The organism is Mesorhizobium sp. Cs1321R2N1 (assembly GCF_037179725.1).
GTDB classification, from domain to species: Bacteria; Pseudomonadota; Alphaproteobacteria; order Rhizobiales; family Rhizobiaceae; genus Mesorhizobium; species Mesorhizobium salmacidum.
Genome location: NZ_JAPYKP010000045.1, coordinates 1 through 22,319 on the forward strand (window position 1 = coordinate 1; position 22,319 = coordinate 22,319).

Genomic DNA, 22,319 nt, shown 5'->3' on the forward strand with positions numbered 1-22,319 from the left:
GCTGCTGGCCGCGCTTGCGGGCTGCGTGGCCCTGTTCAACATCGCCAATCTGGTGCCGGTGTGGAAATTCGACGGCGGCCAGGTGCTGCGCCAGATCTGCCCGGGGCCAGTCGTCCTGGCGCTGGCGTCCTTCTCGCTGCTTTCGGCCTTTCTGGCGCTCGGCTGGCGGGCTGGTTTTTCGTCGGGCTTCCTACTGGCGGCCGGTGCGGTGTTTTCGATCCTCAGCCTGCTCACCGTCGGCAGCGGGGTGAAGCCGCGTCACGAACTGGAGCCGATCGGCACCGTCGACCGTTTCGTCATCGCAGGGGCCTTGCTGGCGGTGTTCGCCATCCATGGCTGCGGCGTGTTGTGGGCGTCGGCCCAACTGATCTGACGCGCAGTCAGCCGGTCTTGCGGGCCACTTCGGCGGGCAAGGCCGCGGCTGCGCCGAACACATCCTTGAACGCGGATTTCAGCGCCAGGTCGAGATCGGCCATCGTCACGGGGAGGCCAAGATCGACGAGGCTGGTGACGCCATGGTCCTGCACGCCGCAGGGCACGATGCCGCCGAAATGGGAAAGGTCGGGCTCGACATTGATGGCGATGCCGTGAAAACTGACCCAGCGCCGCAGCCTGATGCCGATTGCCGCGATCTTGTCCTCGCCCAGTGAGCCGTCCGGCAAGGCAGGGCGATCGGGCCGCACCACCCAGACACCGACCCGGTCCTCGCGGCGCTCGCCGCGCACGTTGAAGGCGGCGAGCGTGCCGATGATCCACTGTTCGAGTGCGGCGACGAAGGCGCGCACGTCCTCGCGCCGGCGCTTCAGGTCGAGCATGACATAGGCAACCCGCTGGCCGGGCCCGTGATAGGTGTATTCGCCGCCGCGACCGGCCGCGAAGACCGGAAAGCGGTCAGGCTCGATCAGGTCCTCGATGCGGGCGCTAGTGCCGGCGGTGTAGAGAGGCGGATGCTCGACCAGCCAGACCATCTCGCCGGCGGCTCCGCTGCGGATCGCCTCGGCGCGCGCCTCCATGAAGGCCAGCGCATCGGGATAGGCGGTAAGGCCAGGGTCGACCAGCCATTCTACCGGCGCCGAACCGGGCAAGGGGAGGAACGACGTGGCGATCTGGCTGCGTTCTATCATGGCGTCTCTCTTGTCGCCTTCCATATGGCGATATCAGGCAGAAACGTCCAGTTCGGCGCGCGCTTCTGAGACCGCCTGGTCTCGCCAGCAAGCCACTGGGCACTTGCTCGCTCAAATTCCGTAGGCTGTGCCGTCAGGATGATTTTTGGTGCGGTCGAGAAGACTCGAACTTCCACGGGTTGCCCCACAGCGACCTCAACGCTGCGCGTCTACCAATTCCGCCACGACCGCACGTGGTAGAGCCGGAACCGACCGGCTCGCGGCGTGTAGCAAATCGTTTCCGGCGAAACAAGTGCGCCGCGAGCATTTAATCGCAGGGAGCTAGCATAACGGATCAAAGCGCTTTCCGCGACCGGAAACAAAAGCGGCACCGCGTCACCGAGACCGCGTCGCCGCTTCGTGCTTTTGCAATGATCTGACGGAGTTATGCAGCCTTCTTCGTCCGAGCCAGTGTATCCGCCACCACGTCGCCGAAGGACGAGGGCGTCGGCACGATGCTGACGCCGGCCTCTTTCAGGATCTCGACCTTCTCCTGCGCGGACTCGCCGAAGGCCGAGATGATGGCGCCGGCATGGCCCATGCGGCGGCCTTTTGGCGCGGAAAGCCCTGCAATGTAGGCGATCAGCGGCTTTCTCATATTGTCGCGCGCCCAGATTGCGGCTTCGGCTTCCTGCGGTCCTCCGATCTCGCCGATCATCACCACGGCGTCGGTTTCGTCATCCTGCTCGAACAGCTTCAGAATGTCCTTGAAGGAAGAGCCGTTGATCGGATCGCCGCCGATACCGACGCTGGTCGAGACGCCGATGCCGAGCGCCTTCATCTGCGAGGCGGCCTCGTAGCCCAGCGTACCCGAGCGGCCGACGATGCCGACACGGCCGGGAAGGTAGATCGAGCCGGGCATGATGCCCATCAGCGCCTGTCCCGGCGTGATGATGCCGGCGCAATTCGGACCGACCAGCCGCATGCGGTCCTCGAAGCGGTAGCGGCGCATGTAGCGCTTGACCTGCATCATGTCCTGCGAGGGTATGCCGTCGGTGATGCAGACGCAGAGCTTTATCCCCGCATCCGCCGCCTCCATGATCGAATCGGCGGCAAAGGGCGGCGGCACGAAGACGATGCTCGCCTCGGCACGGGTTTCGCGCACCGCGCCCTTGACGGTGTTGAAGATCGGCAGGCCGAGATGCGTCTGGCCGCCCTTGCCTGGGGTGACGCCGCCGACCAGCTTGGTGCCGTAGCGCTTCATGTCCTCGGCATGGAAGCTGCCGATCTTGCCGGTGAAACCTTGCACGACGACGCGCGTGCTGCGGTTGAGCAGGATTGCCATTTTCCGTCCTCCCTCAGGCTGCTTTTTTCTTGGTGGCCGCGCGCCACGCGGCGACGGCTTTTTCGGCGGCTTCGGCGAGCGTGTCGGCGACGATCACCGCCTCGCCGGAATCGGCCAGGATCTTGCGCCCTTCCTCGGCCCTGGTGCCGGAGAGCCGCACCACCAGCGGCACGTTGACGCCGACCTCGCGGATCGCCTTGATGACGCCTTCGGCAACCCAGTCGCAACGGTTGATGCCGGCAAAGATGTTGACCAGGATGGTTTCGACATTCTTGTCGCCGAGCACGGCGCGGAAGGATTTCGCCACACGCTCGGGCGAAGCGCCGCCGCCTATGTCGAGGAAGTTCGCCGGCTCGCCGCCGGCGATCTTGATCATGTCCATGGTCGCCATGGCGAGCCCCGCGCCGTTGATGATGCAGCCGATATTGCCGTCGAGGCCGACATAGGAGAGGCCTCGGTCGCTGGCGAAGGTTTCGCGCGGGTCTTCCTGGCTCTTGTCGCGCAATTCGGAGATTTCCGGCCGCCGGAACAGCGCGTTCTCGTCGAACGACATCTTGGCGTCGAGGGCGACCAGGCTGCCGTCGCGGGTCACCACCAGCGGATTGATCTCCAGCATCGAGGCGTCGTAGTCGCGGAACACCTGGTAGCAGCTGAAGATGGTCTCGGTCGCCTTGCCGATCAGGCTGTCCTCCAGCCCGAGCCCGAAGGCGATCTCGCGCGCCTGGAAGCGCTGCATGCCGACGCCCGGATCGACGGTGGCGCGGATGATGGAATCCGGCGCTCTTTCGGCGATCTCCTCGATCTCCATGCCGCCGGCGGCCGAGGCCACGATCATGACGCGCTCTTCCTTGCGGTCGAGCACGAAGCCGAGATAGAGCTCCTGCGCGATGTCGACGGCTTCCTCCAGATAGAGGCGCGAGATCAGCTTGCCGCGCGGGCCGGTCTGGTGGGTCACCAGCTTGCGCCCGAGCATGGCTTCGGCGGCGCTCGAGATCTCCTCGTCATTGGCGCAAAGCTTGATGCCACCGGCCTTGCCACGGGCACCGGAATGAACCTGCGCCTTCAGCACCCATTTGCCGCCGCCGATCTCGCGCGCCCGGTAGGTCGCCTGTTCGGGACTGTAAGCCAGGCCGCCGCGCGGCACATGCACTCCATGCCGGGCGAGCAGTTCCTTGGCCTGATATTCGTGGATGTCCATTTTTTCTCCTCCCCAAATCGTCGAAGTGCCGCGACGCGCGGTTCTCGTTGGCTAGTTAAGCTGGCCGGCGCGCTCGATGGCGTCATTAACCACCAGCACGTTGCGTGCCATGCGTTCCGATGCGGCGTCGATCATCTTGCCGTCGAGCGCGGCAGCACCCTTGCCCTGCGCCTCGGCCTCTTTCAGCACTTCGAGGATGCGGCGGGCGCGCGTGACTTCCTTCTCCGGCGGCGAGAACACCTCGTTGGCCAAGGCAATCTGCGAGGGATGGATCGCCCATTTGCCTTCGATACCGAGTGCGGCGGCGCGTCTGGCGGCCGCCTTGTAGCCTTCCGGATCGGAGAAATCGCCGAACGGCCCGTCGATGGCGCGCAACCCATAGGCGCGGCAGGCGACGGTCATGCGCGACAGGGCGAAATGCCACTGGTCGCCGGGATAGTCGGGGTTGAGGCCGCCGATGTTGACGGTCCGCGCCTTGTTGCTGGCGGCATAATCGGCGACGCCGAAATGCATCGCCTCCAGCCGGCCAGGCGTGGCGGCAATGGCCTCGACATTGGCCATGCCGAGCGCGGTTTCGATCAGCGCTTCCAGGCCGACACGGGTCTTGAATCCCTTGGCCATCTCGATCTGGTTGACCATGGCCTCGACCATATAGAGATCGGCGGGCACGCCGACCTTCGGCACCAGGATCGTGTCCAGCCGGTCGCCGGCCTGTTCCATCACGTCGACGACGTCGCGATACATGTAATGGGTGTCGAGGCCGTTGATACGCACCGAGACGGTTTTGCCCTTGGCGCGCCAGTCGATGTCGTTGAGCGCCTGGATGATGTTCTTGCGGGCGCGTTCCTTGTCGGGCGGGGCGACAGCGTCCTCGATGTCGAGGAAGACGAAGTCGGCGGCGCTGTTGGCTGCCTTGTCGATCATCTCCGGGCTGGAGCCGGGAACCGCCAGCTCGCTGCGCTGGAGCCTGAGTTTCTTGAGGTGGTTGATGGTGTGGCTCATCTTCTGTCCCCTCAGGCGGCTTCGGCGACAGGCATTGCCGCCGAGGAGCGGAAATGCTGGATGGCGGCGCCGACGCCGGAGCCCGGCGCCAGCCGGACGCCGCAATCGAGCAGCGCCATTTCAGCTGAAGACAGCGAGGCCAGTACCATCACCTCGTTCAGCCAGCCGAGATGGCCAATGCGGAAAACCTTGCCGAACACCTTGTTGAGGCCGCCGCCGAGCGACGTCTGGTAGGCCTGGTAGGCGCGCTTGACGACGTCGCCGCTGTCGATGCCATCAGGCACCAGGATGGCGCTGACCGTGTCCGAATGCCATTTCGGCGCCTTCGCACAGAGCTTCAGGCCCCAGGCGTCGACCGCCTTGCGCACGCCTTCGGCGAGGCGATGGTGACGGGCGAAGATGGCGTCGAGCCCTTCGTCCTCGATCAGGTCGAGCGAGGCGCGCAGGCCGCGCAGGAGCTGTGTTGCCGGCGTGTAGGGAAAATAGCCGGCATCGTTGGCGCGGATCATGTCCTCGAAGGAGAAGAAGCAGCGCTGGTGGGTGGCGGTTCTGGAAGCGACGAGAGCCTTCTTGCTGACCGACAGGAAGCCGAGGCCGGCCGGCAGCATGAAGCTTTTCTGCGAGCCGCTGACGGCGCAGTCGACACCCCATTCTTCCTGGCGAAAGTCGATCGAGCCGATCGACGAGACGCCGTCGACGAAAAGCAGGGCGGGGTGGTTCGCATCGTCGAGCGCTGCGCGGCAGCCGGCGACGTCGCTGGTGACGCCAGTCGCCGTCTCGTTCTGGGTGCAGAAGATCGCCTTGATGCGGTGCGTCTTGTCCGCCTTCAGCCGCTCGGCATAGAGGTCCAGCGGAACGCCGGTTCCCCATTCGCAGTCGATCACGTCGACCTCGAAGCCGAGCCGCTCGGCCATGTCGACCCACAGATGGGAGAACTGGCCGAAGCGAGACATCAAAACGCGGTCGCCGGGGCTGAGCACATTGGTCATCGCCGCTTCCCAGGCACCGGTGCCGGAGGACGGATAGATGAAGACGCGGCCAGTCTCGTTCTTGAAGACGCGTTTGATGTCCTCGAACAGCGGCAGCGTGAGATCAGGAAAGGATGCGGCGCGCATGTCCTCCATCGGCAGGTTCATCGCCTGCCGGACCTGTTCGGGGATATTGGTCGGCCCGGGAATGAAAAGATGGGTGAAACCGGCCATGGTGCGAACTCCTCCTGATCCAGCAAAGCGGTGGTGGGGAGTTTCGTTTCGACGGCTGATGTCAACAACACCTTGGCGGGTAAGAACTTGCCGCGTGCGGGTGGGTATGGCCTACCCGGTTGCCCTACCCGAAAGGCTGCTTCTGGCTGCGCCTCTCTCGTGAATAGAGCGCGACCGCCATGGCGCGGTTGCGGACGTCCAGCTTGTCGTAAAGATTCTTGAGATGGTACTTCACCGTATTCTCGGAGATCCCGGTCCGGGTCGCGATCTGCAAATTGGTCCAGCCATCTGACAGTACCGCCAGCAGTTCACGCTCGCGCACGGTAAGCCGGGACAGAGGCGTGTCGTTGACCTTGTTGATGTCGATAAAGGGGATGCAGATGCGGCCGTGCGCGACAGCCAGGATCGTGTCGAAAATGATGGCGGGATCGTCGAACTGGAAGCAGTAACCTTGCGCGCCGAGGCGCACACACTGTTTCAGGATGCCGATGTCATGGTCATTTGAGAAGACCGCGATGCGGATGTTGAGCTTGCGGCCCTGGACCTCGGCCAGGACGTCCGCGCCGTCCATGTCGGAGAGCTTCCAGCCGATCACGGCGACATCGAACTCCTGTACCGCTGCAAGCTCCAGGAAATGCCTGCCGCTTTGTACCGAGGCCAAAAGTTCGAAGCGCCCGTCGCAGTCCAGCATTTCGCGCAGAGCCGATATGACGAGCGGATTGCGTTCGGCCACGATCACGCGAACGCGCCGCTCTTCGACTGCCTTGTTCTCTGTCCGTGACTTGATCTTCAAGGGCTTCCGCTTTTTTGTTGCGGTCTGGCGGGTCCAGCCGATGCCTGGACCTGCATCATGACAATTCTGCTCCAATGGCGCGGGGGTGCTCTTTCCCCAGCGACATCGGCTGTCGCGCCGCAGGAAGCCGAAGCGTGGCCTGCTTTTGATGAAATCGACAGTTCGCGCGGGGCGGGCAAGCATGTGTTTGGCCTGAAATTCCCGCGCGTTGGAAGAACATGTTGCGAAGTTGAAGCGTTCCGAGTCGCCGTCACTTTTGTATGGGCACCGGACCGAAAACCGGTTTCCACTTTGCGGACTCATGGTCTAGACCTGATTTGCACCTTTTCCGGATTCTGATGGCGGGAGGCGCTGGTGGAAGGCCAGGACGAACGGACGACCGGCGCCAGGGCCGCCGACGAGCACCACGCTGATATCTATGGCGAGGACGGTGCCGTCCTATCGTCCTTCCTTGCCCAGATTGGTGCGGCGATCGCCGATCGCGATACGCTGACCCTCAAGCGCCAAGTCGACGACCTGCATCAGTCGGAACTTGGCGACGTCATCGAGGCGCTGCACCCCGAACAGCGGCGCGCGCTGGTCGAGCTGCTGGGCGCCGACTTCGATTTTTCCGCGCTGACCGAAGTCGACGAGGCGATCCGCATGGATATCGTCGATAACCTGCCCAATGCGCAGATCGCGCAAGCCGTGCAGGCACTCGATTCCGACGATGCGGTCTACATCCTCGAAGACCTGGAGCCGGAAGACCAGGACGAGATCCTGTCGCAGCTGCCGTTCACCGAGCGGATCAGGCTGCGCCGTTCGCTCGACTACCCGGAAGAGACCGCCGGGCGGCGCATGCAGACCGAGTTCGTCGCGGTGCCGCCTTTCTGGACCATCGGCCAGACCATCGACTACATGCGCGAGGACAAGAACCTTCCCGACCGCTTCAGCCAGATCTTCGTCATCGATCCGACCTTCAAGCTGTTGGGCGCCATCGATCTCGACCAGATCCTGCGCACCAAGCGCGCGGTCAAGGTCGAGGAAGTCATGCATGAGACGCGGCACGCCATCCCGGCCACTATGGACCAGGAAGAGGCGGCGCGGGAATTCGAACAATACGACCTTTTGTCGGCCGCCGTCGTCGACGAGAACGAGCGGCTGGTCGGCGTGCTGACCATCGACGACGTCGTCGACGTCATCCAGCAGGAAGCGGAGGAGGACCTGCTGCGCATGGGCGGCGTCGGCGACGAGGAGCTCTCCGACAGCATTCTGGCGACCTCGCGCTCGCGCGTTCCCTGGCTGCTCGTCAATCTGCTGACGGCATTTTTGGCGGCATCGGTGATCGGCCTGTTCGATCGCACGATCGAGCATATCGTCGCCCTCGCCGTGCTGATGCCGATCGTGGCCGGCATGGGCGGCAATGCCGGCTCGCAGACCATGACCGTCACCGTGCGGGCGCTGGCAACCAGGGATCTCGACATCTACAATGCCGGCCGCATCATCCGCCGCGAAATGGGTGTCGGCTTCATCAACGGTATCGTCTTCGCCATCCTGATCGGCATCGTCGCGGCTGTCTGGTTCCATGACCCCAATCTGGGCGGCATCATCGCGGCGGCGATGATCATCAACATGTTCGTGGCGGCCCTTGCCGGCATCCTGATTCCATTGCTGCTCGACCGGTTCAAGGTCGATCCCGCGGTCGCTTCGGCGGTTTTCGTTACCACCGTTACCGATGTCGTTGGATTCTTTGCCTTCCTCGGCCTCGCGACCTGGTGGTTCGGCGTCCGGTAAGCGTCTTAATTGACTTTTACGTAAATGCCGTGCGAGGCTCGTGCGGGGTGCCGCGTCGATTCCGGCGGGCAAGGGTTTGGTTCGGGACAGATGGGCGACGCCGCATGGCGATCACCCGGAATTCCGGCATGGAGTGACAATGCGGGAATATTATTCGATCACCGAACTGACCCGCGAATTCGACGTGTCGACGCGGACGCTGCGTTTTTACGAAGACGAGGGACTGGTGCAGCCGGTGCGGCGCGGCCGTACGCGGCTGTTTCGCCCTTCCGATCGTCACCTCATCCGGCAGATCATGCGCGGAAAACGGCTCGGCTTCTCGATCAACGAGATCCGCGAGATCATCCAGATGTACAAGGAGCCGCCGGGCGAGGTCGGGCAGCTCAAGCTGATGATCAAGCGCATCGAGGAAAAACGCGAGGACCTCAGGCAAAAGCGCCGCGACCTCGAGGAGACGCTGGCCGAACTCGATCAGGCCGAGGAGTCTTGCGTCGAGCGGCTGGTCGAACTCGGGGTCAACACCTAGCCGAAATTTCGAGATGTTGGCGGGACAGCGCCCCCCTCTGTCCTACCGGACATCTCCCCACAAGGGGGAAGATTGGCAACTTTAACGCTGGCTCAGATCCAGCGCCGCACCCGCTTGGCATAGTCGCGGTATTTCTTGCCGAATTTCGCCGCCAATATCTTTTCCTCGCCCTCGATCGCGACCTTCTGGGTGACGAAGGCGGCGACGAAGGCAAACAGGAAAAACCAGGCGATGCCCGAGACGAAGGCAACGCCGATCAACAGCAGCGTGTTGGCCAGGTACATCGGGTTGCGGGTGACGCCGAAGGGGCCGGTCGTGACGAGATGATCGGGCACGGCGTTGGGATTGAGCGTTGTCCTGGCCCGCATCATGGTGCGGATCGCGGTGAACCAGAGTACGGCGACGGCGAACAACGCCACCCAACCGGCGGCGAACAGAATGTCGCCCAGGAGGTCTCCGATCCAGGGCAAGGGATACAGCATGCCGAGGATGATGCTGATGGCGATTGCGGCAGCGTAGATCACCGGCGGCCACGGTATCACTCCAGGCTTCGGCTCGGTCATTGTGTCCCTCCCTCGGTTATCTTGTCGTCCGTCTTGGCGGTGCACGTTGCGGCAAGATCGGACAGATGCGCCCTGAAGTCCGCAGTCTGGTCGTTGTTGAAGAGCCGATCAAGTGATCCTTCGCCTTGCAGCGTATCAAGCATGCAGCCGCAATAGCTCGAACAGAAGGTTGCGTTGCGCATCTGCTCGCACGAGCGCTGGCAGGTTTTCAGGAAATTGACCTGCGGGGGCTCGACTTGCGCCGGCATCAGTTGCGAGAACAGCCAGACGCTACCGATCAGCAGCGGCTGGTGGATCAGGTAAAAGGCCAGGCTGTGGCGGCCGATGAAGACCAGTGGATTGGCCCAGCGGCCGGGCACGAGGCTCGCCAGGCGTGCCCGTATGCCGGAAGCGGAAGCGAGTTTCGCCACTCCGAGGCCGAGAAGCACCGCGCCGAACCAGGGGAAAAGCGGCACGTAGTCGTTGGAGCGCGGATTGACGGCGGAAAGGCCGATCCACCACAGCCAAGGGTGATCGAGTGCCTCGAAGCGCAGGTAGACTGGCGCCGCGATGACCAGCGCGGCGACGACAAGCGTCAGCAGCGCCGGCAGGCCCAGGAAGGCGAGGCCAAGCAGGCTGGCGAGCGCGATCTCATGCAGGATGCCGAAGAAGATGAATCCATCCGGCGTGGCGATGCGGGTGACGACCGAGATGGCGACCGCCGCACCGGCGACCATGGCGAACCGTTTCCAGAAGGAGTTCCAGCGGATCTGTCGGCCATGGGCGAGATAGAGGCTGACGCCGACAAGGAACAGGAAGGTAGAGGCAATGCAGCGGGCGTAGATCTTCCACCAGCCGAAGGCGGTGAGACCGGGGTCGGTGTAACCGAAGAATTCCAGGTCCCAGGTGAAATGGTAGCTTGCCATCGCGATCAGCGCGATGCCGCGCAAAATATCGATGGCAACGATGCGCTTCGATGGCTCCGGAACGGGTGCGGTCGGCGTGTGGATGCTCATGGTCTCGCGATCTGATTCAGCCCCTCCAAGACGACTATCACGGTTGCACTGGATAGAAGAAGACCGGTCGCCTTGGCCTGACCGCGCGGCGGAGCCCGCGCCAGCCGCCGAATTGGGCCAGCGCGGGAAAGCCTTTGACCGGCTTCGCTTTTTGCCGGGTGTGCGTCGGTTTCCTCTTAATGGGCCTGAAATATCCACGGCAGATTTGACGCCGCGATTCTGCTTTGGGGAAGCAATGTCCACGCATGTGCGCCATCCGATCTGGCTTCCGGCCCTCAAGGCCGCGGATGCGCGCACCTTCGCCTCGCTCTACGCGGTCGAGTCCTTCGCCCGCGCCATGGTGTCGAGCGTCATCCCGATCCAGGCCTACGAGATACTCCACAACGAGCAGATCGTCTCGATCCTCTACACCGTCGTATCCATGCTCGGCCTGTCGGTGACCTTGTTCATGCCGATGCTGATCCGCCGCTTCGCGCGGCGCTGGGTCTACACGGCAGGCGCCTGCCTGCTCGCCATCGGCTCGCTGTTCTTCGTCACCCACACGCTCGCTGGACAACTCGCCGGCATGCTGTGCCGCGTCATGGGCGCCAGTGCGCTGTCGATCACACTCAACCTCTACATCATGGACCACATCCGCAAGACCGACTTCATGCAGGCCGAATCGCTGCGCATGGCGTGGTCGATGGTTGCCTGGACGGGCGGGCCGACGCTTGGCATTTTCCTTTATGCGCATTTCGGCATCTATGCCGCGCATGGCGCGGTGGCGGTTTTCGCCATGGCTTTGCTGGCGCTGTTCTGGACCTACCGGCTGGGCGACAACCCGTCGATCCGCCCGGGCAAGACGCGGCCGGCAAATCCGCTCGCCAACATCGGCCGCTTCGTGGCGCAGCCAAGGCTCAGGCTCGCCTGGCTGATCGCCTTCGGCCGGTCCTGCTTCTGGACGACGTTCTTCGTCTATGGACCGCTGTTCATGGTGATCACCGGCGAGGGTGAACTGGCGGGCGGCCTGCTGGTCTCGGCCGGCAATGCGCTGCTGTTCATGGCGATCTTCTGGGGCAAGGCAGGAAAACGCTTTGGCGGCCGACGCACCATGACGTTTGCCTACTTCGCCATGTCGGCGTCGCTGCTGGCGGCGGGCACGGTCGGAGCGGCAGAGCCGTTGCTGACCGGCGCCTTCCTGTTGTGCGGCGCCTTCTTCACCATCGCGCTCGACGCGCTGGGCTCGACCGCCTTCATGCGCTCGGTGCGCTCCTATGAACGCGCGCAGATGGCGGCGGTCTACCGCACCTATCTCGACTTTTCCGAATTGACGCCGCCGCTGGTCTATTCGGTGGTGCTGGCCTTCTTCGGATTGGGATCGGTGTTCGTCACGCTCGGCCTGCTGGCGGCGTTTTGCGGCTTCATGACCTGGCGCTACCTGCCTAAATCCCTCTAAAAAATCAGAGCGAAAGCTCAGCATGGCGCTCGCGCACCCAATTGTGGAAGCCGTGCAGCTCATATTCCTCGGGCATCAGCACGCCGGCTGTATGACGCATCGAGCGCAGGCCCTTCTGGTTGATCTCGCAGATCGCGGCATCCTCCTCCAGCACCTGTGTGCCGAAGGCGACGATGTTGTCGATATCGGTGGCGGCGAGCGCCTCGGGCGCGAACAGCCATTCGGCGGTCAATTCGGTCTGTTCGGGACCGAGCGGCACCAGCCGCACGGTCCTGACATAGTCGACATGGCCGACGATGAACATCGAGGGCAGGCTGGTGGCATAGGTCTGGCCGGCGGTGCGTTCCGCCTGCGTCAAGCCGGGGAAAACCGGCCCATGCGTCTGCCCATCACGCGACCATGTTTCAGCCCCGGCGCGCAGGCCGCCGGAGAATTCCGGCGCATCATTGTCGGCATGGCGCGTCCATTCGGGATCGTCATGCCGGCTCATCAGGCCGCGGCCATAGATCGGCACCAGCCGCGACAGGTCCTTGTGGACGCCCGGGCAGTGCAGGCACTCGTTGAAGTTTTCCCAGAAAATCTTCCAGTTGCAGTTCATCACCTTGCGCAGCACATGGCCTGACACCAGCGTGTCCAGCGGCCAGTTGCCGAGGTCGCCGGAGGCCGGGTCGAAGGATGACAGCGCTGAGCCGGCGGCATCTTCAGCAAGATTGACGAAGACGAAGCCCCGCCACACCGAGAGTGCAACGCGATAAAGCGGGTGGTCGGCCTTGTCGAAGCCGTCGGGCAGCGATTTCGACGGTACACGCACCAGATCGCCACGCAGCGAATAGGACCAGGCATGATACGGGCAGGTGATCAGCCGCGCCTTCAGGTGTCCTTCGCCTTCCTGGCAAAGCTGCGAACCGCGATGCCGGCACGTGTTGTGGAAGGCATGCAACGCGCCGGCGTCGTCGCGCAGAACAAGGATTTCCTGCGTACCGACGCGGAAGGTGCGGAATGCCAAAGGCTGGGCAAGGTCGGCCTCGCGGCAGACGAGCAGCCAATTTCTGTACCAGATGGCGTCGAGATCACGCTGATAGGTCTCCTGGTCCCAATAGGCCGATGAGGGCAGCGTCGGCTCGGTTCGGGTCAGGCCGTTATAGGGCTCGCGCTCGCTGGCATCGGGCTGCATGGCTGGCTTCCTGTGAGGGTTGGCAGCCGACACCCGGCCATGAAGTTTGTCAATCAGGAGGGGAGCGGCCTTGCCGATACGACGCTCCTGCGCTGGCGGCTGTCGGAATTTGGTTTGCCGCGCGCGGCGAATTTCCCTATAGTCACCAACGTCGTCGGTTCCTTTTTGGAGCCAAGAGGGAATGCGGTGCGGGCGAGGTTTTGCCCAATGTCGTGGCTGCCCCCGCAACTGTGTGCGGTAGTCCTCTCCATATGCCACTGAAGGTTTTCCTTCGGGAAGGTGGGGAAGGGCGCTTATCCGCGAGCCAGGAGACCTGCCGGCGACAGGAAACTGACTTCGATGCCCTCGGGTGGAGGGCGAAAGGACAAGACATGACTACCGCTTCCGTCTCCCTCGGCGCCTCCGTCTCCTCGCAGGCGCGCTTCATGCAGCTCGCGCTCGCGGCGCTGCTCGGCATGTTCGTCGTTGGCTTTGTCGGTTTCTCGCATATCGATGCGGTCCACAATGCCGCCCACGACTATCGCCACTCGATGGCATTTCCCTGCCACTAACGAGGATCTGACATCATGAATCTGTTTCGCAACGTCGTGTTCGTCGCGGCGATCGCGGGGCTTGTGGCCGGTGTCGTTCTCGCCTGCATGCAGGCCTATGCGACCGTGCCGCTGATCCTCAAGGCGGAAGTCTACGAAAAGGCCGGCGGCGGCCATCACCATGACCACGCGGCCGCACCGGCGGCCAGCAACGATGCGGTGAGCACGGTCGCGCCCGCTGGGAATGCGATGAGCTCTGCCGCGCCCGCGACCGCCGACGCCATGGCGCCGGCGGTGGAAGACGAAGGCTGGGCGCCGGCCGACGGTTTCGAGCGTTTCGCCTTCAGCGTGGTTGCCAATATCGTCACCGGCATCGGCTTCGCGCTGGTCCTGGTCGCGGTTTCCGAGTTTGCCGGCGGCGTCGGCAATTGGCGCCAGGGCGTGTTCTGGGGGCTGGCCGGCTTTGCCGTGTTCACGCTGGCACCAGGCCTTGGCCTGCAGCCGGAACTGCCGGCGATGCCGGCGGCCGATCTGCTTGCGCGCCAGATCTGGTGGACCGCGACGGCGGCGGCGACCGCCATCGGCCTTGGCCTGATCGTGTTTCGCAGATCGCTGCCATTGACCATCCTTGCCGTCTTGCTGATCGTTGCCCCGCACATCGTCGGCGCGCCGCAGCCCGACAGTTTCGAGACGCCTATCCCGGAAGGCCTGCACCATCAGTTCGTGGTGGCGGTGACGGTGACCAATCTGGTGTTCTGGCTGGTGCTCGGCGCGGTCGTGGGCGTGGTGCGCAGGCGCTTCACCGGCACGGCGACCAGCTTGCGCGACAGCTTTGCCTGATCGCGGCAAGCTGATTTTCATCATCGGCGGCGCGCGCTCCGGAAAGAGCGCGCACGCCGAAACATTGGCGATGGCATTGCCCCCGCCATGGGCGTATGTCGCCACGGCGCAAGCCTATGACGACGAGATGCATGAGCGCATCGCACTGCACCGCTCCCGGCGCGGCGAGGGCTGGTCGACCATCGACGCGCCGCTCGACCTTACCGAAGCGCTGGAGGCTTTGCCGGATGATCAGCCGGTGCTTGTCGACTGCCTGACGCTATGGCTCACCAATCATATGCTGGCCGGTCACGACGTCGAGGCGGAGTGCCGACGGCTGGCGGACGTGCTGTCGCGGCCGCGCGGACCGTGGTTCGTCGTGTCGAACGAGGTCGGGCAAGGCATCGTGCCCGACAATGCGCTGGCCCGGCGTTTTCGTGACGATGCCGGCCGGCTCAACCAGCGGGTCGCCGCGGTTGCCGACACGGTGCTGCTGATGGTGGCGGGGCTACCGCTCAAGGTGAAGTGAAATGACTGACATCGACGACAAGGATGAAGAACGCCATCGCGCCAAGATGGCCAAGCGCAAGGCGGTGCAGGACGCCGAGGTTGCGAGCAAGACGGTCGAGAAGGGGTTGCTGATCGTCAACACCGGTCCCGGCAAGGGCAAGACCACGGCCGCCTTCGGGCTGGCGCTGCGGATGCTCGGCTACGGCAAGCGCGTCGGCGTCGTGCAATTCATCAAGGGCAAATGGCATACCGGCGAGAAGGATGCGTTTGCCGCCTTCGGCGACCGCGTCGTCTGGCACGCAATGGGTGAGGGTTTCACCTGGGAGACCCAGGACCTGAAGCGCGATATCGCCGCTGCCGAGGCCGCCTGGGCCAAGGCGCTGGAATTGATCGACGATCCCTCGATCAGCCTTGTCGTGCTCGACGAGCTCAACATTGCGTTGCGCTACGACTATCTCGATCTCGATAAGGTGGTTGTGGCGCTGAAAGGCCGGCGCGAGGACCTGCATGTCGTCGTCACCGGCCGCAACGCCAAGCCAGCGCTGGTCGAGGCTGCCGATCTGGTCACCGAGATGGGTTTGACCAAGCATCATTTCTCGGCGGGCGTGAAAGCTCAGCAGGGCATCGAGTTTTAGAAAACCAGAACAGCGATCACCGCGATCAGGCCGAACAAGCCAATCAGCAGGAAATCAGCGACACGGTAGAGTTTCAGCGCGCGCCTGATGTCGCCGCTGTCGACATCGCGGCGGCCGCCTTCGCCCATGAAGATGTCGTCGACCATGACACCGCCATAGCTGCGTGGTCCGGCAAGCGCGAGCCCAAGCGCGCCGGCCATGGCCGCTTCGGGCCAGCCGGCATTGGGCGAGCGGTGTTTTTTCGCGTCGCGCCGTACCGCTTGCCAGCCGCCGTGGGGGTCGGCGCCCTCGACCAAGAAGGAAGCGAGCACGATCAGCAGCGCCGTCAGCCGCGATGCCGGCAGGTTGATCCAATCGTCGAAGCGCGCCGCCGCCCAGCCGAACGCCTCATGGCGTGGGGTGTGGTGGCCGATCATCGAATCGGCGGTGTTGGCCGCCTTGTAGGCGGCGCCGCCGGCCAGCCCGCCAACGCCGGTCCAGAAGGCGGGGGCGACGATGCCATCGGAAAAATTCTCCGCCAGGCTTTCGATCGCCGCACGGCAGACGCCTGCCCGGTCCAGCGTTTCGGGATCGCGGCCGACGATCCGCGAGACGGCGGCGCGGCCCATGTCGAGGCCTCCACTGTCGAGCGCGTCGGCGACGGCTTCGACATGTTCATGCAGGCTCTTCTGCGACAGAAGCGATGTTGCCAGAAGGACGGCAATGATCCATCCCAAGGGGACGAACCAGAGCAGAACGAGCTGCACGCAAAGACCTGTCAGCGCCGGCACCAGCACGATGACCAAAAGCGCCTGGACACCACGTTGGCGACGCAGTGCGTCGGGATCAGTGGCGCGGTTGAGCCTCAAGTCGAGAAAGGATATCAGCCTGCCGAACCACGTCACCGGATGGCCGATGGCGCGAAACAGCCAGTCGGGATAACCAAGGACGAATTCGACAAGCAATGACAGGAAAGCGATCAGGACTGACATGAGGCTTCTTGAAGGAGCGGTGGACCATGGTGGAAGTCTTGGCCGGGCAAGGGCGCTTTTCCCCAATGCCGTGCTGCCTTTCGTCGACCTCTCGACCGGTATCAATCCGCACTCCTACCCGCTTTTCGACCTGCCCGCCACCTCCCTGTGGCGGTTGCCGGAGGCCGCGCGTGGGCGCGAACTGATGGAGATCGCGGCCAACACCTATGGCGCGCCTTCCGCGGGAAACGTGGTGGCGGCGCCCGGGACGCAAATCCTGCTGCCGCGCGTAGCCTCGCTGGTGAGGCCCGGCAAGGCGATGGTGCTAGGGCCGACCTACGCCGAACACGCCCGGGCGGCAGCGATTGCCGGGCACGAGGTGGTCGAGGTCGCCGATTTCGCGGCGCTGGTCGACGCTGACCTCGCCATCATCGTCAATCCGAACAATCCGGATGGGCGCATCATCGAGCGCGACCGGCTGCTGATGCTGGCTGACGGACTTCGCGCCAAGGGCGGGCTGCTGGTCGTCGACGAGGCGTTCATGGATGTCGGTCCACGCGAACACAGCCTCGCCGCCGACGTCGGCCAGGGCGGCATTGTCGTGCTGCGTTCCTTCGGCAAGTTCTTTGGTCTGGCCGGCCTGCGGCTTGGGTTCGCACTTGCCGATGCGCCGACGGCTGAACGGTTGCACATGCAGTTCGGGCCGTGGGCCGTCGCCGGACCGGCGCTGGAATACGGCATCCGCGCGCTCGCCGATCTCGACTGGCAAGATGCGATGCGAGCGTCGCTGGCGGATGAGGTGGTGCGGGTTGATGCGCTGTTTGGCCGGTTCGGCGTTCGCGTCGCGGGCGGCACCATATTGTTCCGCTATCTCAGCCTGCCCGATGCCGGCGGCCTGTTTTCCGCGCTTGGCGAAAGTGGCATCCTGCTCCGGCATTTCTCCGACCGGCCGAATGCCCTGCGCGCCGGCCTGCCGGCAAACGAGGAGGAATGGCGCAGGCTTGAATCGGCCCTTGCCGAATGGGCGTCGCGGCGTGAGGATCGGTCGAAAGGTTCGAAACAATGATCCATGTCTGCTCGCTGGCGAAGATCGAGGAAACCGTTGCCAGGACCGGCGCCGACCGCATGCTGTCGCTGCTTGCCGCCGGAACGGACGTAATTCGACCAGCCTCGATCCCCCGGGAAAACCATCTGCATCTGGTCATGCACGACATCGCCGTGGCGCAGGAGGGGATGACCATGCCGGGCGAGGAGCATGTGCGCGACCTGCTTGATTTCGCGCGCCGCTGGGACCGCGCAAAGCCGATGGTCGTGCACTGCTATGCCGGCATCAGCCGCTCAACCGCCTCGGCCTATATCATCGCAGCGGCTTTGGCGCCGAAACGCGACGAGGTGGAACTGGCGCAGACGCTGCGCGCGCTGTCGCCTTCGGCGACGCCCAATCCACGGCTGATCGCTGTGGCCGACACGCTGCTCGAGCGCAATGGCCGCATGATCGAGGCGATCGAAGCGATCGGGCGCGGCGCCGACGCCTTCGAAGGCACGCCGTTCGCACTCAAGATCGATATTTAGGCGGCTACTTCAGCCACTCGGCGAGCTTGGCCTTGCGCACATCGCGCACCAGGCTGATGAAGCCATCGGCTTGATGTTCCGCCGTCAATCGGCCTTTCTCTGCCGTTGCAATGCTGGCGTCACCGACCACGCCGTTCGGGTTGAGATCGCTGGCGATCCAGGCGAAGGCATGCGTGCCGGTCTGGCGCAGAAGCGCGAATTCCTTCTCGGCGTCGGCGACGTTGGAAACGAAATTGTCGGCCTTGCCGATGTCGACGAGATCCGGCCGGAAATGCAGCATCAGCGAAGTCTCGACATCGCCCCCATGGATGCCGTGGCGGTCCTCGAGTTCGGTGTACATGCCGGCCGGACGGCCAAAGCGCTGCCAACTGGTCTTCACCGCCAGCATCTTTTCGCGCACGCGCAGTTCGCGCGTGACGATACCCATGATCTCTTCATTGCCGCCATGGGAATTGACGACGATGAGCTTGCGCACGCCGGCGCGCGCTATCGACAGGCCAAGCTCGGTCCACGCCTCGATCAGCGTCGTTGCCGGCAGGGTCAATGTGCCCGGCGCGTGCAGATGCTCGTTCGACTTGCCCACCGCCTGGACCGGCAGGATGCGGATATCGAGGTCCTCGGGCAGGCGTGTGATCACCGTGTCGAGCATGCCGTTCATGATCGAAGTGTCGGTCGAGACGGGCAGATGCGGCCCATGCTGCTCGATCGCCGCGACCGGCAGCACGGCGATCGTCGTCTCGGGATCGATCGAGGCATACTCGGTGGTCCGATAGTCGCCCCACCAGACGCGTCTTTTTGCTACGGTCATGTCACGCCTCTTCAAATGAGTCAGGGCAGACCTAGCGCGGTGTGCCCGGCCTGTCGATCACCCGGCCGCGATCGCCTCGACCTCGACCTTGAATTCGGCCCGGGCAAAGCCGGAAACGATCATCAGCGTCGAGGCCGGCGCCGGGCTCGAAAACAGCCGGTCGCGGACCTCCATATAGGGCCGCAGATGCGCGCGGTCGGTGACATAGGCGTTGATGCGCACGATGTCCGGCAATCCCAGCCCCGCTTCGCCCAGGATCGCCGCGATGTTCTTGAAGCAAAGTTCGGCCTGCGCGCCGGCGTCGTCCGGTATCTGGTCGTCCGCCGTGATGGCGACCTGACCGGAGCACAGCACCAGCCGCTTGCCGGCCGCCACCTCGACGCCGTGGCTGTAACGGGCAAAGGGCGGCTTGATCGACTTCGGGGTGAGGAACTTGAACATGGCAATCTCCTGGATATCGCCAGCCTAAGGCCGGATGCATGCACCATCAAGATGGCGGTGCATGTCGCCGGTGCGATTGTGGACAGGCGTTCAAAAAATAGGCACGATGCCCTTCGGTGCAGCACGACCTTTCCGGCTTTCGCAGATGGCTGTGGTGCAGGCGGGCGGGTCCCGGCGCGCGACGCCGGTGGCATGTGTCTTGCTTCTTGAATGTTTGGTGTCAAGCACGGCGCGCAGCGCGCCGGTGCAAATAAAGGGTGGTGGTGAATGTACGTGAAACAGAAGATTTCGGTCGCGGTGGTGGCTCTCCTTGCGGCCAGCACATTGGGCGCGGCGGCGAATGAAAAAGTCACTTTCGGCACCAACTGGCTCGCCGAGCCGGAACATGGCGGCTATTATCAGGCCGTGGCGGATGGCACCTATGCCGCCTGCGGCCTCGATGTCACCATCATGCAGGGCGGCCCGCAGGTCAGCGGCCGGCCGATGCTCCTTGCCGGCAAGATCGATTTCTACATGGGCGGGAACTTGCTGTCGGCCTTCGATGCCGTCCAGCAGGGCATTCCGATGCGTGTCGTGGCCGCCGATTTCCAGAAGGATCCGCAGGTCATCATGTCCCACCCCGGTGAGGGGCTCGACAAATGGGAAGACCTGAAGAACGCCGAGCAGTACATTCTGGGCGATGAAGGTGCGCAGACCTTCTTCCAGTGGATGGTCATCGAACTCGGTTTCGACGCTTCAAAGCGCGCGCCCTACACCTACAACACCGCTCCTTTCCTCGCCAACAAGAAGTCGATCCAGCAGGGCTACGTCACTTCGGAGCCGTTCGCGGTCAAGAAGGAAGGCGGCTTCGTGCCGAACCAGTTCCTGCTCGCCGACTATGGTTGGGACACCTATTCGACCACGATCGAGGTGATGCAGGACACGATCGACAAGAAGCCCGAGGTGGTCCAGTGCTTCGTCGATGGCTCGGCCAAGGGCTGGTACAAGTACCTCTACGGCGACAACAAGGCCGCCAACGATCTAATCAAGAAAGACAATCCTGACATGAGCGACGAGCAGATCGCCTTCTCGATCGACCAGATGAAGAAGTTCGGCCTTGCCGATTCCGGCGACACCGAGAAGCTCGGCATCGGCGCCATGACCGATGCGCGGATCAAGAGCTTCTACGACAAGATGGTCAAGGCCAAGGTCACGCCTGCAGGCATCGACATCACGAAGGCCTACACGCTGGCCTTCGTCAACAAGGGTGTCGGGCTCGAGCTGAAGAAATAGGCCGGCCCGGCATGATGCGGGAAAAGGTGGCGCAAACGCCCGCCTCGGACATGGCTCCGATCCTGCTGGCGCTGCGTGGCGTCGGCAAGGTCTTTTCCAATGGCGTGACGGCGCTCAGCGATGTCGACCTGACGATCCGGGAAGGCGATTTCCTGAGCCTGCTCGGACCATCGGGCTGCGGCAAGTCGACGGCGCTGCGGCTGATTGCCGGCCTGTCGACGCCGACATCAGGTGTGCTCGACTGGCGTGGCGGCGGTTCGCTCGACCGCGCGAATATCGGCTTCGTCTTTCAGGAGCCGACGCTGCTGCCCTGGGCCAGCGTCTTCGACAATGTCTGGCTGCCGCTCAGGCTGAAAGGCATTTCCCGCGCCAAGGCAGTTCCAGCGATAACGGAGATGCTGGCGCGTGTGCACCTGACCGGTTTCGAAGACGCCGTGCCGCGCGAACTGTCGGGCGGCATGAAGATGCGCGTCTCGATCGCTCGCGCCATGGTGACCAAGCCGCGCGTGCTGTTGATGGACGAGCCGTTCGCCGCGCTCGACGAGATCACCCGCTTCAAGCTCAACAACGACCTGCTGGAACTGTGGCAGGACGAACGCTTCACCGTCGTCTTCGTCACCCACAGTGTGTTCGAAAGCGTGTTTCTGTCCAATCGCGTCGTCGTCATGGCGGCGCGGCCGGGCAGGGTGTTCGACGAACTCGCCATCAAGGCATCCTATCCGCGCGACGAGGCGTTTCGCACCTCGCCGGATTATGCGGCCCTTTGCCGGCAGGCCTCGGATGTGCTGGTCAACGCCATCAATTCAACTGCGGGCTCGCATCATGACGGTCATTGACGGCACGTTGAAACTCGACCCCGAGGAAGCGCGGCGCGTGCGCCAGGAGCGGCTCGAGCGGATCGGTCGCTGGGTGCTGCCGCTGGCAATCATGGTCCTGGCGATCTGGCTGTGGGACCGTATCTGCGTGTGGAACGCGATTCCGCAATACATCCTGCCGCGCCCCGGCGTGGTGCTGACAACGCTCTACAACGATGCCGGCCTGCTGTTTTCCGCACTGCTGGTCACCTTGCGCATCACCTTCCTCAGCCTGCTCCTCGCGGTTGTCGGCGGTGTCGGCCTGGCGGTCTTGTTCGCGCAGTCGAAGTGGGTGGAGATGTCGTTCTTCCCGTTCGCCATCGTGCTGCAGGTGACGCCGATCGTGGCGATCTTTCCGCTGATCAACATCTATGTCGACAATCAGACGACCAAGCTTCTGCTGTGCGCCTGGATCGTCGCCTTCTTCCCGATCCTGTCCAACACCACGCTTGGCCTGAACTCGGTCGACCGCAATCTGCGCGACCTGTTCAAGCTCAACGGCGCGACGCGGTGGCAGCAGCTGCGCTATCTCAGACTGCCGGCGGCGATGCCGTATTTCCTCGGCGGGCTGAAGATCGCTGGCGGCCTGTCGCTGATCGGCGCCGTGGTGGCCGAGTTCGTCGCCGGCGCCACCGGCCAGTCGTCGGGGCTCGCCTCGCGCATTATCGAGGCCGGCTACCGGCTGAATGCACCCAGGCTTTTCGCGGCGCTATTTTTGATTTCACTTACCGGCATCCTGATCTTCCTCGTACTGTCGCTGATTTCGCATCTCATTCTGCGGCGCTGGCACGAAAGCGCACTGAAGCAGGAGCGTTAGTG

The 22,319-nt window shown here is 63.8% G+C and carries 25 protein-coding genes, 1 tRNA gene, 1 pseudogene and 1 riboswitch; of the genes and pseudogenes, 14 read left to right on the forward strand and 13 right to left on the reverse strand.

From position 1 onward, the window contains the following. Positions 1-373, forward strand: a pseudogene (locus O7A61_RS14200) (site-2 protease family protein); the annotation flags it as partial. A gap of 7 nt (positions 374-380) precedes the next feature. On the opposite strand, the gene lipB reads toward O7A61_RS14200, so the two are convergent. From lipB to O7A61_RS14235, 7 genes are all read right to left on the reverse strand, one after another. Then, positions 381-1,124 carry a lipoyl(octanoyl) transferase LipB gene (gene lipB / locus O7A61_RS14205; RefSeq protein ID WP_337130342.1) on the reverse strand — a complete coding sequence of 248 codons (744 nt, stop codon included), beginning with the start codon at positions 1,122-1,124 and terminating at the stop codon, positions 381-383. Positions 1,125-1,270: 146 nt separating this feature from the next. Further along, a tRNA-Leu gene (locus O7A61_RS14210) sits at positions 1,271-1,355 on the reverse strand. 193 nt (positions 1,356-1,548) lie between these two features. After that, complete coding sequence (gene sucD / locus O7A61_RS14215; RefSeq protein WP_337130343.1) at positions 1,549-2,448, reverse strand: succinate--CoA ligase subunit alpha; 900 nt, start codon at positions 2,446-2,448, stop codon at positions 1,549-1,551. A gap of 13 nt (positions 2,449-2,461) precedes the next feature. Next, positions 2,462-3,646 (reverse strand): malate--CoA ligase subunit beta, encoded by a 1,185-nt coding sequence (locus O7A61_RS14220; protein ID WP_027146513.1) that lies wholly within the window; start codon positions 3,644-3,646, stop codon positions 2,462-2,464. A 51-nt stretch (positions 3,647-3,697) separates the two neighbouring features. Then, positions 3,698-4,648: an HpcH/HpaI aldolase/citrate lyase family protein gene (locus O7A61_RS14225; protein ID WP_337130344.1), complete on the reverse strand. Its 951-nt coding sequence runs from the start codon at positions 4,646-4,648 to the stop codon at positions 3,698-3,700. An 11-nt stretch (positions 4,649-4,659) separates the two neighbouring features. Then, the gene (locus O7A61_RS14230; RefSeq protein WP_337130345.1) at positions 4,660-5,850 is read right to left on the reverse strand and encodes an aminotransferase class V-fold PLP-dependent enzyme; all 1,191 of its coding nucleotides are present in this window, start codon (positions 5,848-5,850) and stop codon (positions 4,660-4,662) included. Positions 5,851-5,974: 124 nt separating this feature from the next. Next, positions 5,975-6,643 (reverse strand): response regulator transcription factor, encoded by a 669-nt coding sequence (locus O7A61_RS14235; RefSeq protein ID WP_337130346.1) that lies wholly within the window; start codon positions 6,641-6,643, stop codon positions 5,975-5,977. 57 nt (positions 6,644-6,700) lie between these two features. Between O7A61_RS14235 and O7A61_RS14240 the strand changes: the two genes are divergently transcribed. From O7A61_RS14240 to O7A61_RS14250, 3 genes are all read left to right on the forward strand, one after another. Then, complete coding sequence (locus tag O7A61_RS14240; RefSeq protein WP_337130347.1) at positions 6,701-6,982, forward strand: hypothetical protein; 282 nt, start codon at positions 6,701-6,703, stop codon at positions 6,980-6,982. 15 nt (positions 6,983-6,997) lie between these two features. Continuing rightward, positions 6,998-8,416 carry a magnesium transporter gene (gene mgtE / locus O7A61_RS14245; RefSeq protein WP_337130348.1) on the forward strand — a complete coding sequence of 473 codons (1,419 nt, stop codon included), beginning with the start codon at positions 6,998-7,000 and terminating at the stop codon, positions 8,414-8,416. 139 nt (positions 8,417-8,555) lie between these two features. After that, complete coding sequence (locus O7A61_RS14250) at positions 8,556-8,942, forward strand: MerR family transcriptional regulator (protein WP_006203215.1); 387 nt, start codon at positions 8,556-8,558, stop codon at positions 8,940-8,942. A 92-nt stretch (positions 8,943-9,034) separates the two neighbouring features. Here the strand turns inward: O7A61_RS14250 and O7A61_RS14255 are convergent, their stop codons facing one another. Together O7A61_RS14255 and O7A61_RS14260 are read right to left on the reverse strand one after the other, a co-directional pair. After that, positions 9,035-9,505 (reverse strand): methyltransferase family protein, encoded by a 471-nt coding sequence (locus O7A61_RS14255; protein ID WP_337130349.1) that lies wholly within the window; start codon positions 9,503-9,505, stop codon positions 9,035-9,037. Then, the gene (locus O7A61_RS14260) at positions 9,502-10,500 is read right to left on the reverse strand and encodes a heparan-alpha-glucosaminide N-acetyltransferase (protein ID WP_337130350.1); all 999 of its coding nucleotides are present in this window, start codon (positions 10,498-10,500) and stop codon (positions 9,502-9,504) included. The genes O7A61_RS14255 and O7A61_RS14260 overlap by 4 nt, the downstream gene beginning before the upstream one ends. A gap of 235 nt (positions 10,501-10,735) precedes the next feature. Between O7A61_RS14260 and O7A61_RS14265 the strand changes: the two genes are divergently transcribed. After that, positions 10,736-11,935, forward strand: a complete 1,200-nt coding sequence (locus O7A61_RS14265; RefSeq protein WP_337130351.1) for an MFS transporter — start codon at positions 10,736-10,738, stop codon at positions 11,933-11,935. 4 nt (positions 11,936-11,939) lie between these two features. Here O7A61_RS14265 and O7A61_RS14270 read toward each other — a convergent pair whose 3' ends face one another. Continuing rightward, entirely contained in the window at positions 11,940-13,109 is a 1,170-nt protein-coding gene (locus O7A61_RS14270) for an aromatic ring-hydroxylating oxygenase subunit alpha (protein WP_337130352.1), read from the reverse strand. Between the two features lie 138 nt (positions 13,110-13,247). Beyond that, a riboswitch (cobalamin riboswitch) is annotated at positions 13,248-13,444 on the forward strand. 36 nt (positions 13,445-13,480) lie between these two features. On the opposite strand from O7A61_RS14270, the gene O7A61_RS14275 reads away from it, so the two are divergent. Genes O7A61_RS14275 through cobO form a run of 4 tightly spaced genes read left to right on the forward strand, consistent with a single transcriptional unit; the run spans position 13,481 to position 15,603 of the window. Continuing rightward, on the forward strand, positions 13,481-13,660 hold the full coding sequence (locus O7A61_RS14275) for a CbtB domain-containing protein (RefSeq protein WP_337130353.1): 180 nt from the start codon (positions 13,481-13,483) through the stop codon (positions 13,658-13,660). A gap of 15 nt (positions 13,661-13,675) precedes the next feature. Beyond that, positions 13,676-14,479 (forward strand): CbtA family protein, encoded by an 804-nt coding sequence (locus O7A61_RS14280; RefSeq protein WP_337130354.1) that lies wholly within the window; start codon positions 13,676-13,678, stop codon positions 14,477-14,479. Continuing rightward, positions 14,472-14,987 carry a bifunctional adenosylcobinamide kinase/adenosylcobinamide-phosphate guanylyltransferase gene (gene cobU, locus O7A61_RS14285; protein ID WP_337130355.1) on the forward strand — a complete coding sequence of 172 codons (516 nt, stop codon included), beginning with the start codon at positions 14,472-14,474 and terminating at the stop codon, positions 14,985-14,987. Before O7A61_RS14280 ends, cobU begins: the two co-directional genes overlap by 8 nt. Position 14,988: 1 nt before the next feature. Beyond that, positions 14,989-15,603 (forward strand): cob(I)yrinic acid a,c-diamide adenosyltransferase, encoded by a 615-nt coding sequence (cobO, locus tag O7A61_RS14290; RefSeq protein ID WP_337130356.1) that lies wholly within the window; start codon positions 14,989-14,991, stop codon positions 15,601-15,603. Here the strand turns inward: cobO and cbiB are convergent. Then, positions 15,600-16,574, reverse strand: a complete 975-nt coding sequence (cbiB, locus tag O7A61_RS14295) for an adenosylcobinamide-phosphate synthase CbiB (RefSeq protein WP_337130357.1) — start codon at positions 16,572-16,574, stop codon at positions 15,600-15,602. The genes cobO and cbiB overlap by 4 nt on opposite strands. On the opposite strand from cbiB, the gene cobD reads away from it, so the two are divergent. Then, on the forward strand, positions 16,573-17,619 hold the full coding sequence (cobD, locus tag O7A61_RS14300) for a threonine-phosphate decarboxylase CobD (RefSeq protein WP_337130358.1): 1,047 nt from the start codon (positions 16,573-16,575) through the stop codon (positions 17,617-17,619). The two genes, cbiB and cobD, sit on opposite strands and share 2 nt — an antisense overlap. Next, entirely contained in the window at positions 17,616-18,125 is a 510-nt protein-coding gene (locus O7A61_RS14305) for a tyrosine phosphatase family protein (protein ID WP_337130359.1), read from the forward strand. The genes cobD and O7A61_RS14305 overlap by 4 nt, the downstream gene beginning before the upstream one ends. Before the next feature lie 4 nt (positions 18,126-18,129). On the opposite strand, the gene O7A61_RS14310 is transcribed toward O7A61_RS14305, so the two are convergent. Both O7A61_RS14310 and O7A61_RS14315 read right to left on the reverse strand, forming a co-directional pair. Beyond that, entirely contained in the window at positions 18,130-18,933 is an 804-nt protein-coding gene (locus tag O7A61_RS14310) for a creatininase family protein (RefSeq protein ID WP_337130360.1), read from the reverse strand. A 57-nt stretch (positions 18,934-18,990) separates the two neighbouring features. Beyond that, on the reverse strand, positions 18,991-19,374 hold the full coding sequence (locus O7A61_RS14315; RefSeq protein ID WP_337130361.1) for a RidA family protein: 384 nt from the start codon (positions 19,372-19,374) through the stop codon (positions 18,991-18,993). 267 nt (positions 19,375-19,641) lie between these two features. On the opposite strand from O7A61_RS14315, the gene O7A61_RS14320 reads away from it, so the two are divergent. The 3 genes from O7A61_RS14320 to O7A61_RS14330 are packed head-to-tail and all read left to right on the forward strand — an operon-like array spanning position 19,642 to position 22,317. Further along, on the forward strand, positions 19,642-20,646 hold the full coding sequence (locus tag O7A61_RS14320) for an ABC transporter substrate-binding protein (protein ID WP_140718065.1): 1,005 nt from the start codon (positions 19,642-19,644) through the stop codon (positions 20,644-20,646). Between the two features lie 11 nt (positions 20,647-20,657). Next, positions 20,658-21,482 carry an ABC transporter ATP-binding protein gene (locus tag O7A61_RS14325; RefSeq protein ID WP_337130362.1) on the forward strand — a complete coding sequence of 275 codons (825 nt, stop codon included), beginning with the start codon at positions 20,658-20,660 and terminating at the stop codon, positions 21,480-21,482. After that, a complete protein-coding gene (locus tag O7A61_RS14330; protein WP_140502608.1) occupies positions 21,469-22,317 on the forward strand; it encodes an ABC transporter permease in 849 nt (282 codons plus the stop codon). Before O7A61_RS14325 ends, O7A61_RS14330 begins: the two co-directional genes overlap by 14 nt. Positions 22,318-22,319: the final 2 nt, after the last annotated feature.

Bases quoted from the DNA above. Each gene is read 5' to 3' on its own strand.
- O7A61_RS14225 (WP_337130344.1), bottom strand. From the start codon at position 4,648: ATGAGCCACACCATCAACCACCTCAAGAAACTCAGGCTCCAGCGCAGC.
- cobO (WP_337130356.1), top strand. From the start codon at position 14,989: ATGACTGACATCGACGACAAGGATGAAGAACGCCATCGCGCCAAGATG.
- O7A61_RS14270 (WP_337130352.1), bottom strand. From the start codon at position 13,109: ATGCAGCCCGATGCCAGCGAGCGCGAGCCCTATAACGGCCTGACCCGA.
- O7A61_RS14325 (WP_337130362.1), top strand. From the start codon at position 20,658: ATGATGCGGGAAAAGGTGGCGCAAACGCCCGCCTCGGACATGGCTCCG.
- O7A61_RS14255 (WP_337130349.1), bottom strand. From the start codon at position 9,505: ATGACCGAGCCGAAGCCTGGAGTGATACCGTGGCCGCCGGTGATCTAC.
- cobD (WP_337130358.1), top strand. From the start codon at position 16,573: ATGAGGCTTCTTGAAGGAGCGGTGGACCATGGTGGAAGTCTTGGCCGG.
- sucD (WP_337130343.1), bottom strand. From the start codon at position 2,448: ATGGCAATCCTGCTCAACCGCAGCACGCGCGTCGTCGTGCAAGGTTTC.
- O7A61_RS14275 (WP_337130353.1), top strand. From the start codon at position 13,481: ATGACTACCGCTTCCGTCTCCCTCGGCGCCTCCGTCTCCTCGCAGGCG.
- O7A61_RS14265 (WP_337130351.1), top strand. From the start codon at position 10,736: ATGTCCACGCATGTGCGCCATCCGATCTGGCTTCCGGCCCTCAAGGCC.
- lipB (WP_337130342.1), bottom strand. From the start codon at position 1,124: ATGATAGAACGCAGCCAGATCGCCACGTCGTTCCTCCCCTTGCCCGGT.
- O7A61_RS14280 (WP_337130354.1), top strand. From the start codon at position 13,676: ATGAATCTGTTTCGCAACGTCGTGTTCGTCGCGGCGATCGCGGGGCTT.
- O7A61_RS14250 (WP_006203215.1), top strand. From the start codon at position 8,556: ATGCGGGAATATTATTCGATCACCGAACTGACCCGCGAATTCGACGTG.
- O7A61_RS14260 (WP_337130350.1), bottom strand. From the start codon at position 10,500: ATGAGCATCCACACGCCGACCGCACCCGTTCCGGAGCCATCGAAGCGC.
- O7A61_RS14315 (WP_337130361.1), bottom strand. From the start codon at position 19,374: ATGTTCAAGTTCCTCACCCCGAAGTCGATCAAGCCGCCCTTTGCCCGT.
- O7A61_RS14220 (WP_027146513.1), bottom strand. From the start codon at position 3,646: ATGGACATCCACGAATATCAGGCCAAGGAACTGCTCGCCCGGCATGGA.
- O7A61_RS14240 (WP_337130347.1), top strand. From the start codon at position 6,701: ATGACAATTCTGCTCCAATGGCGCGGGGGTGCTCTTTCCCCAGCGACA.
- O7A61_RS14230 (WP_337130345.1), bottom strand. From the start codon at position 5,850: ATGGCCGGTTTCACCCATCTTTTCATTCCCGGGCCGACCAATATCCCC.
- cbiB (WP_337130357.1), bottom strand. From the start codon at position 16,574: ATGTCAGTCCTGATCGCTTTCCTGTCATTGCTTGTCGAATTCGTCCTT.
- O7A61_RS14320 (WP_140718065.1), top strand. From the start codon at position 19,642: ATGTACGTGAAACAGAAGATTTCGGTCGCGGTGGTGGCTCTCCTTGCG.
- O7A61_RS14310 (WP_337130360.1), bottom strand. From the start codon at position 18,933: ATGACCGTAGCAAAAAGACGCGTCTGGTGGGGCGACTATCGGACCACC.
- O7A61_RS14330 (WP_140502608.1), top strand. From the start codon at position 21,469: ATGACGGTCATTGACGGCACGTTGAAACTCGACCCCGAGGAAGCGCGG.
- O7A61_RS14305 (WP_337130359.1), top strand. From the start codon at position 17,616: ATGATCCATGTCTGCTCGCTGGCGAAGATCGAGGAAACCGTTGCCAGG.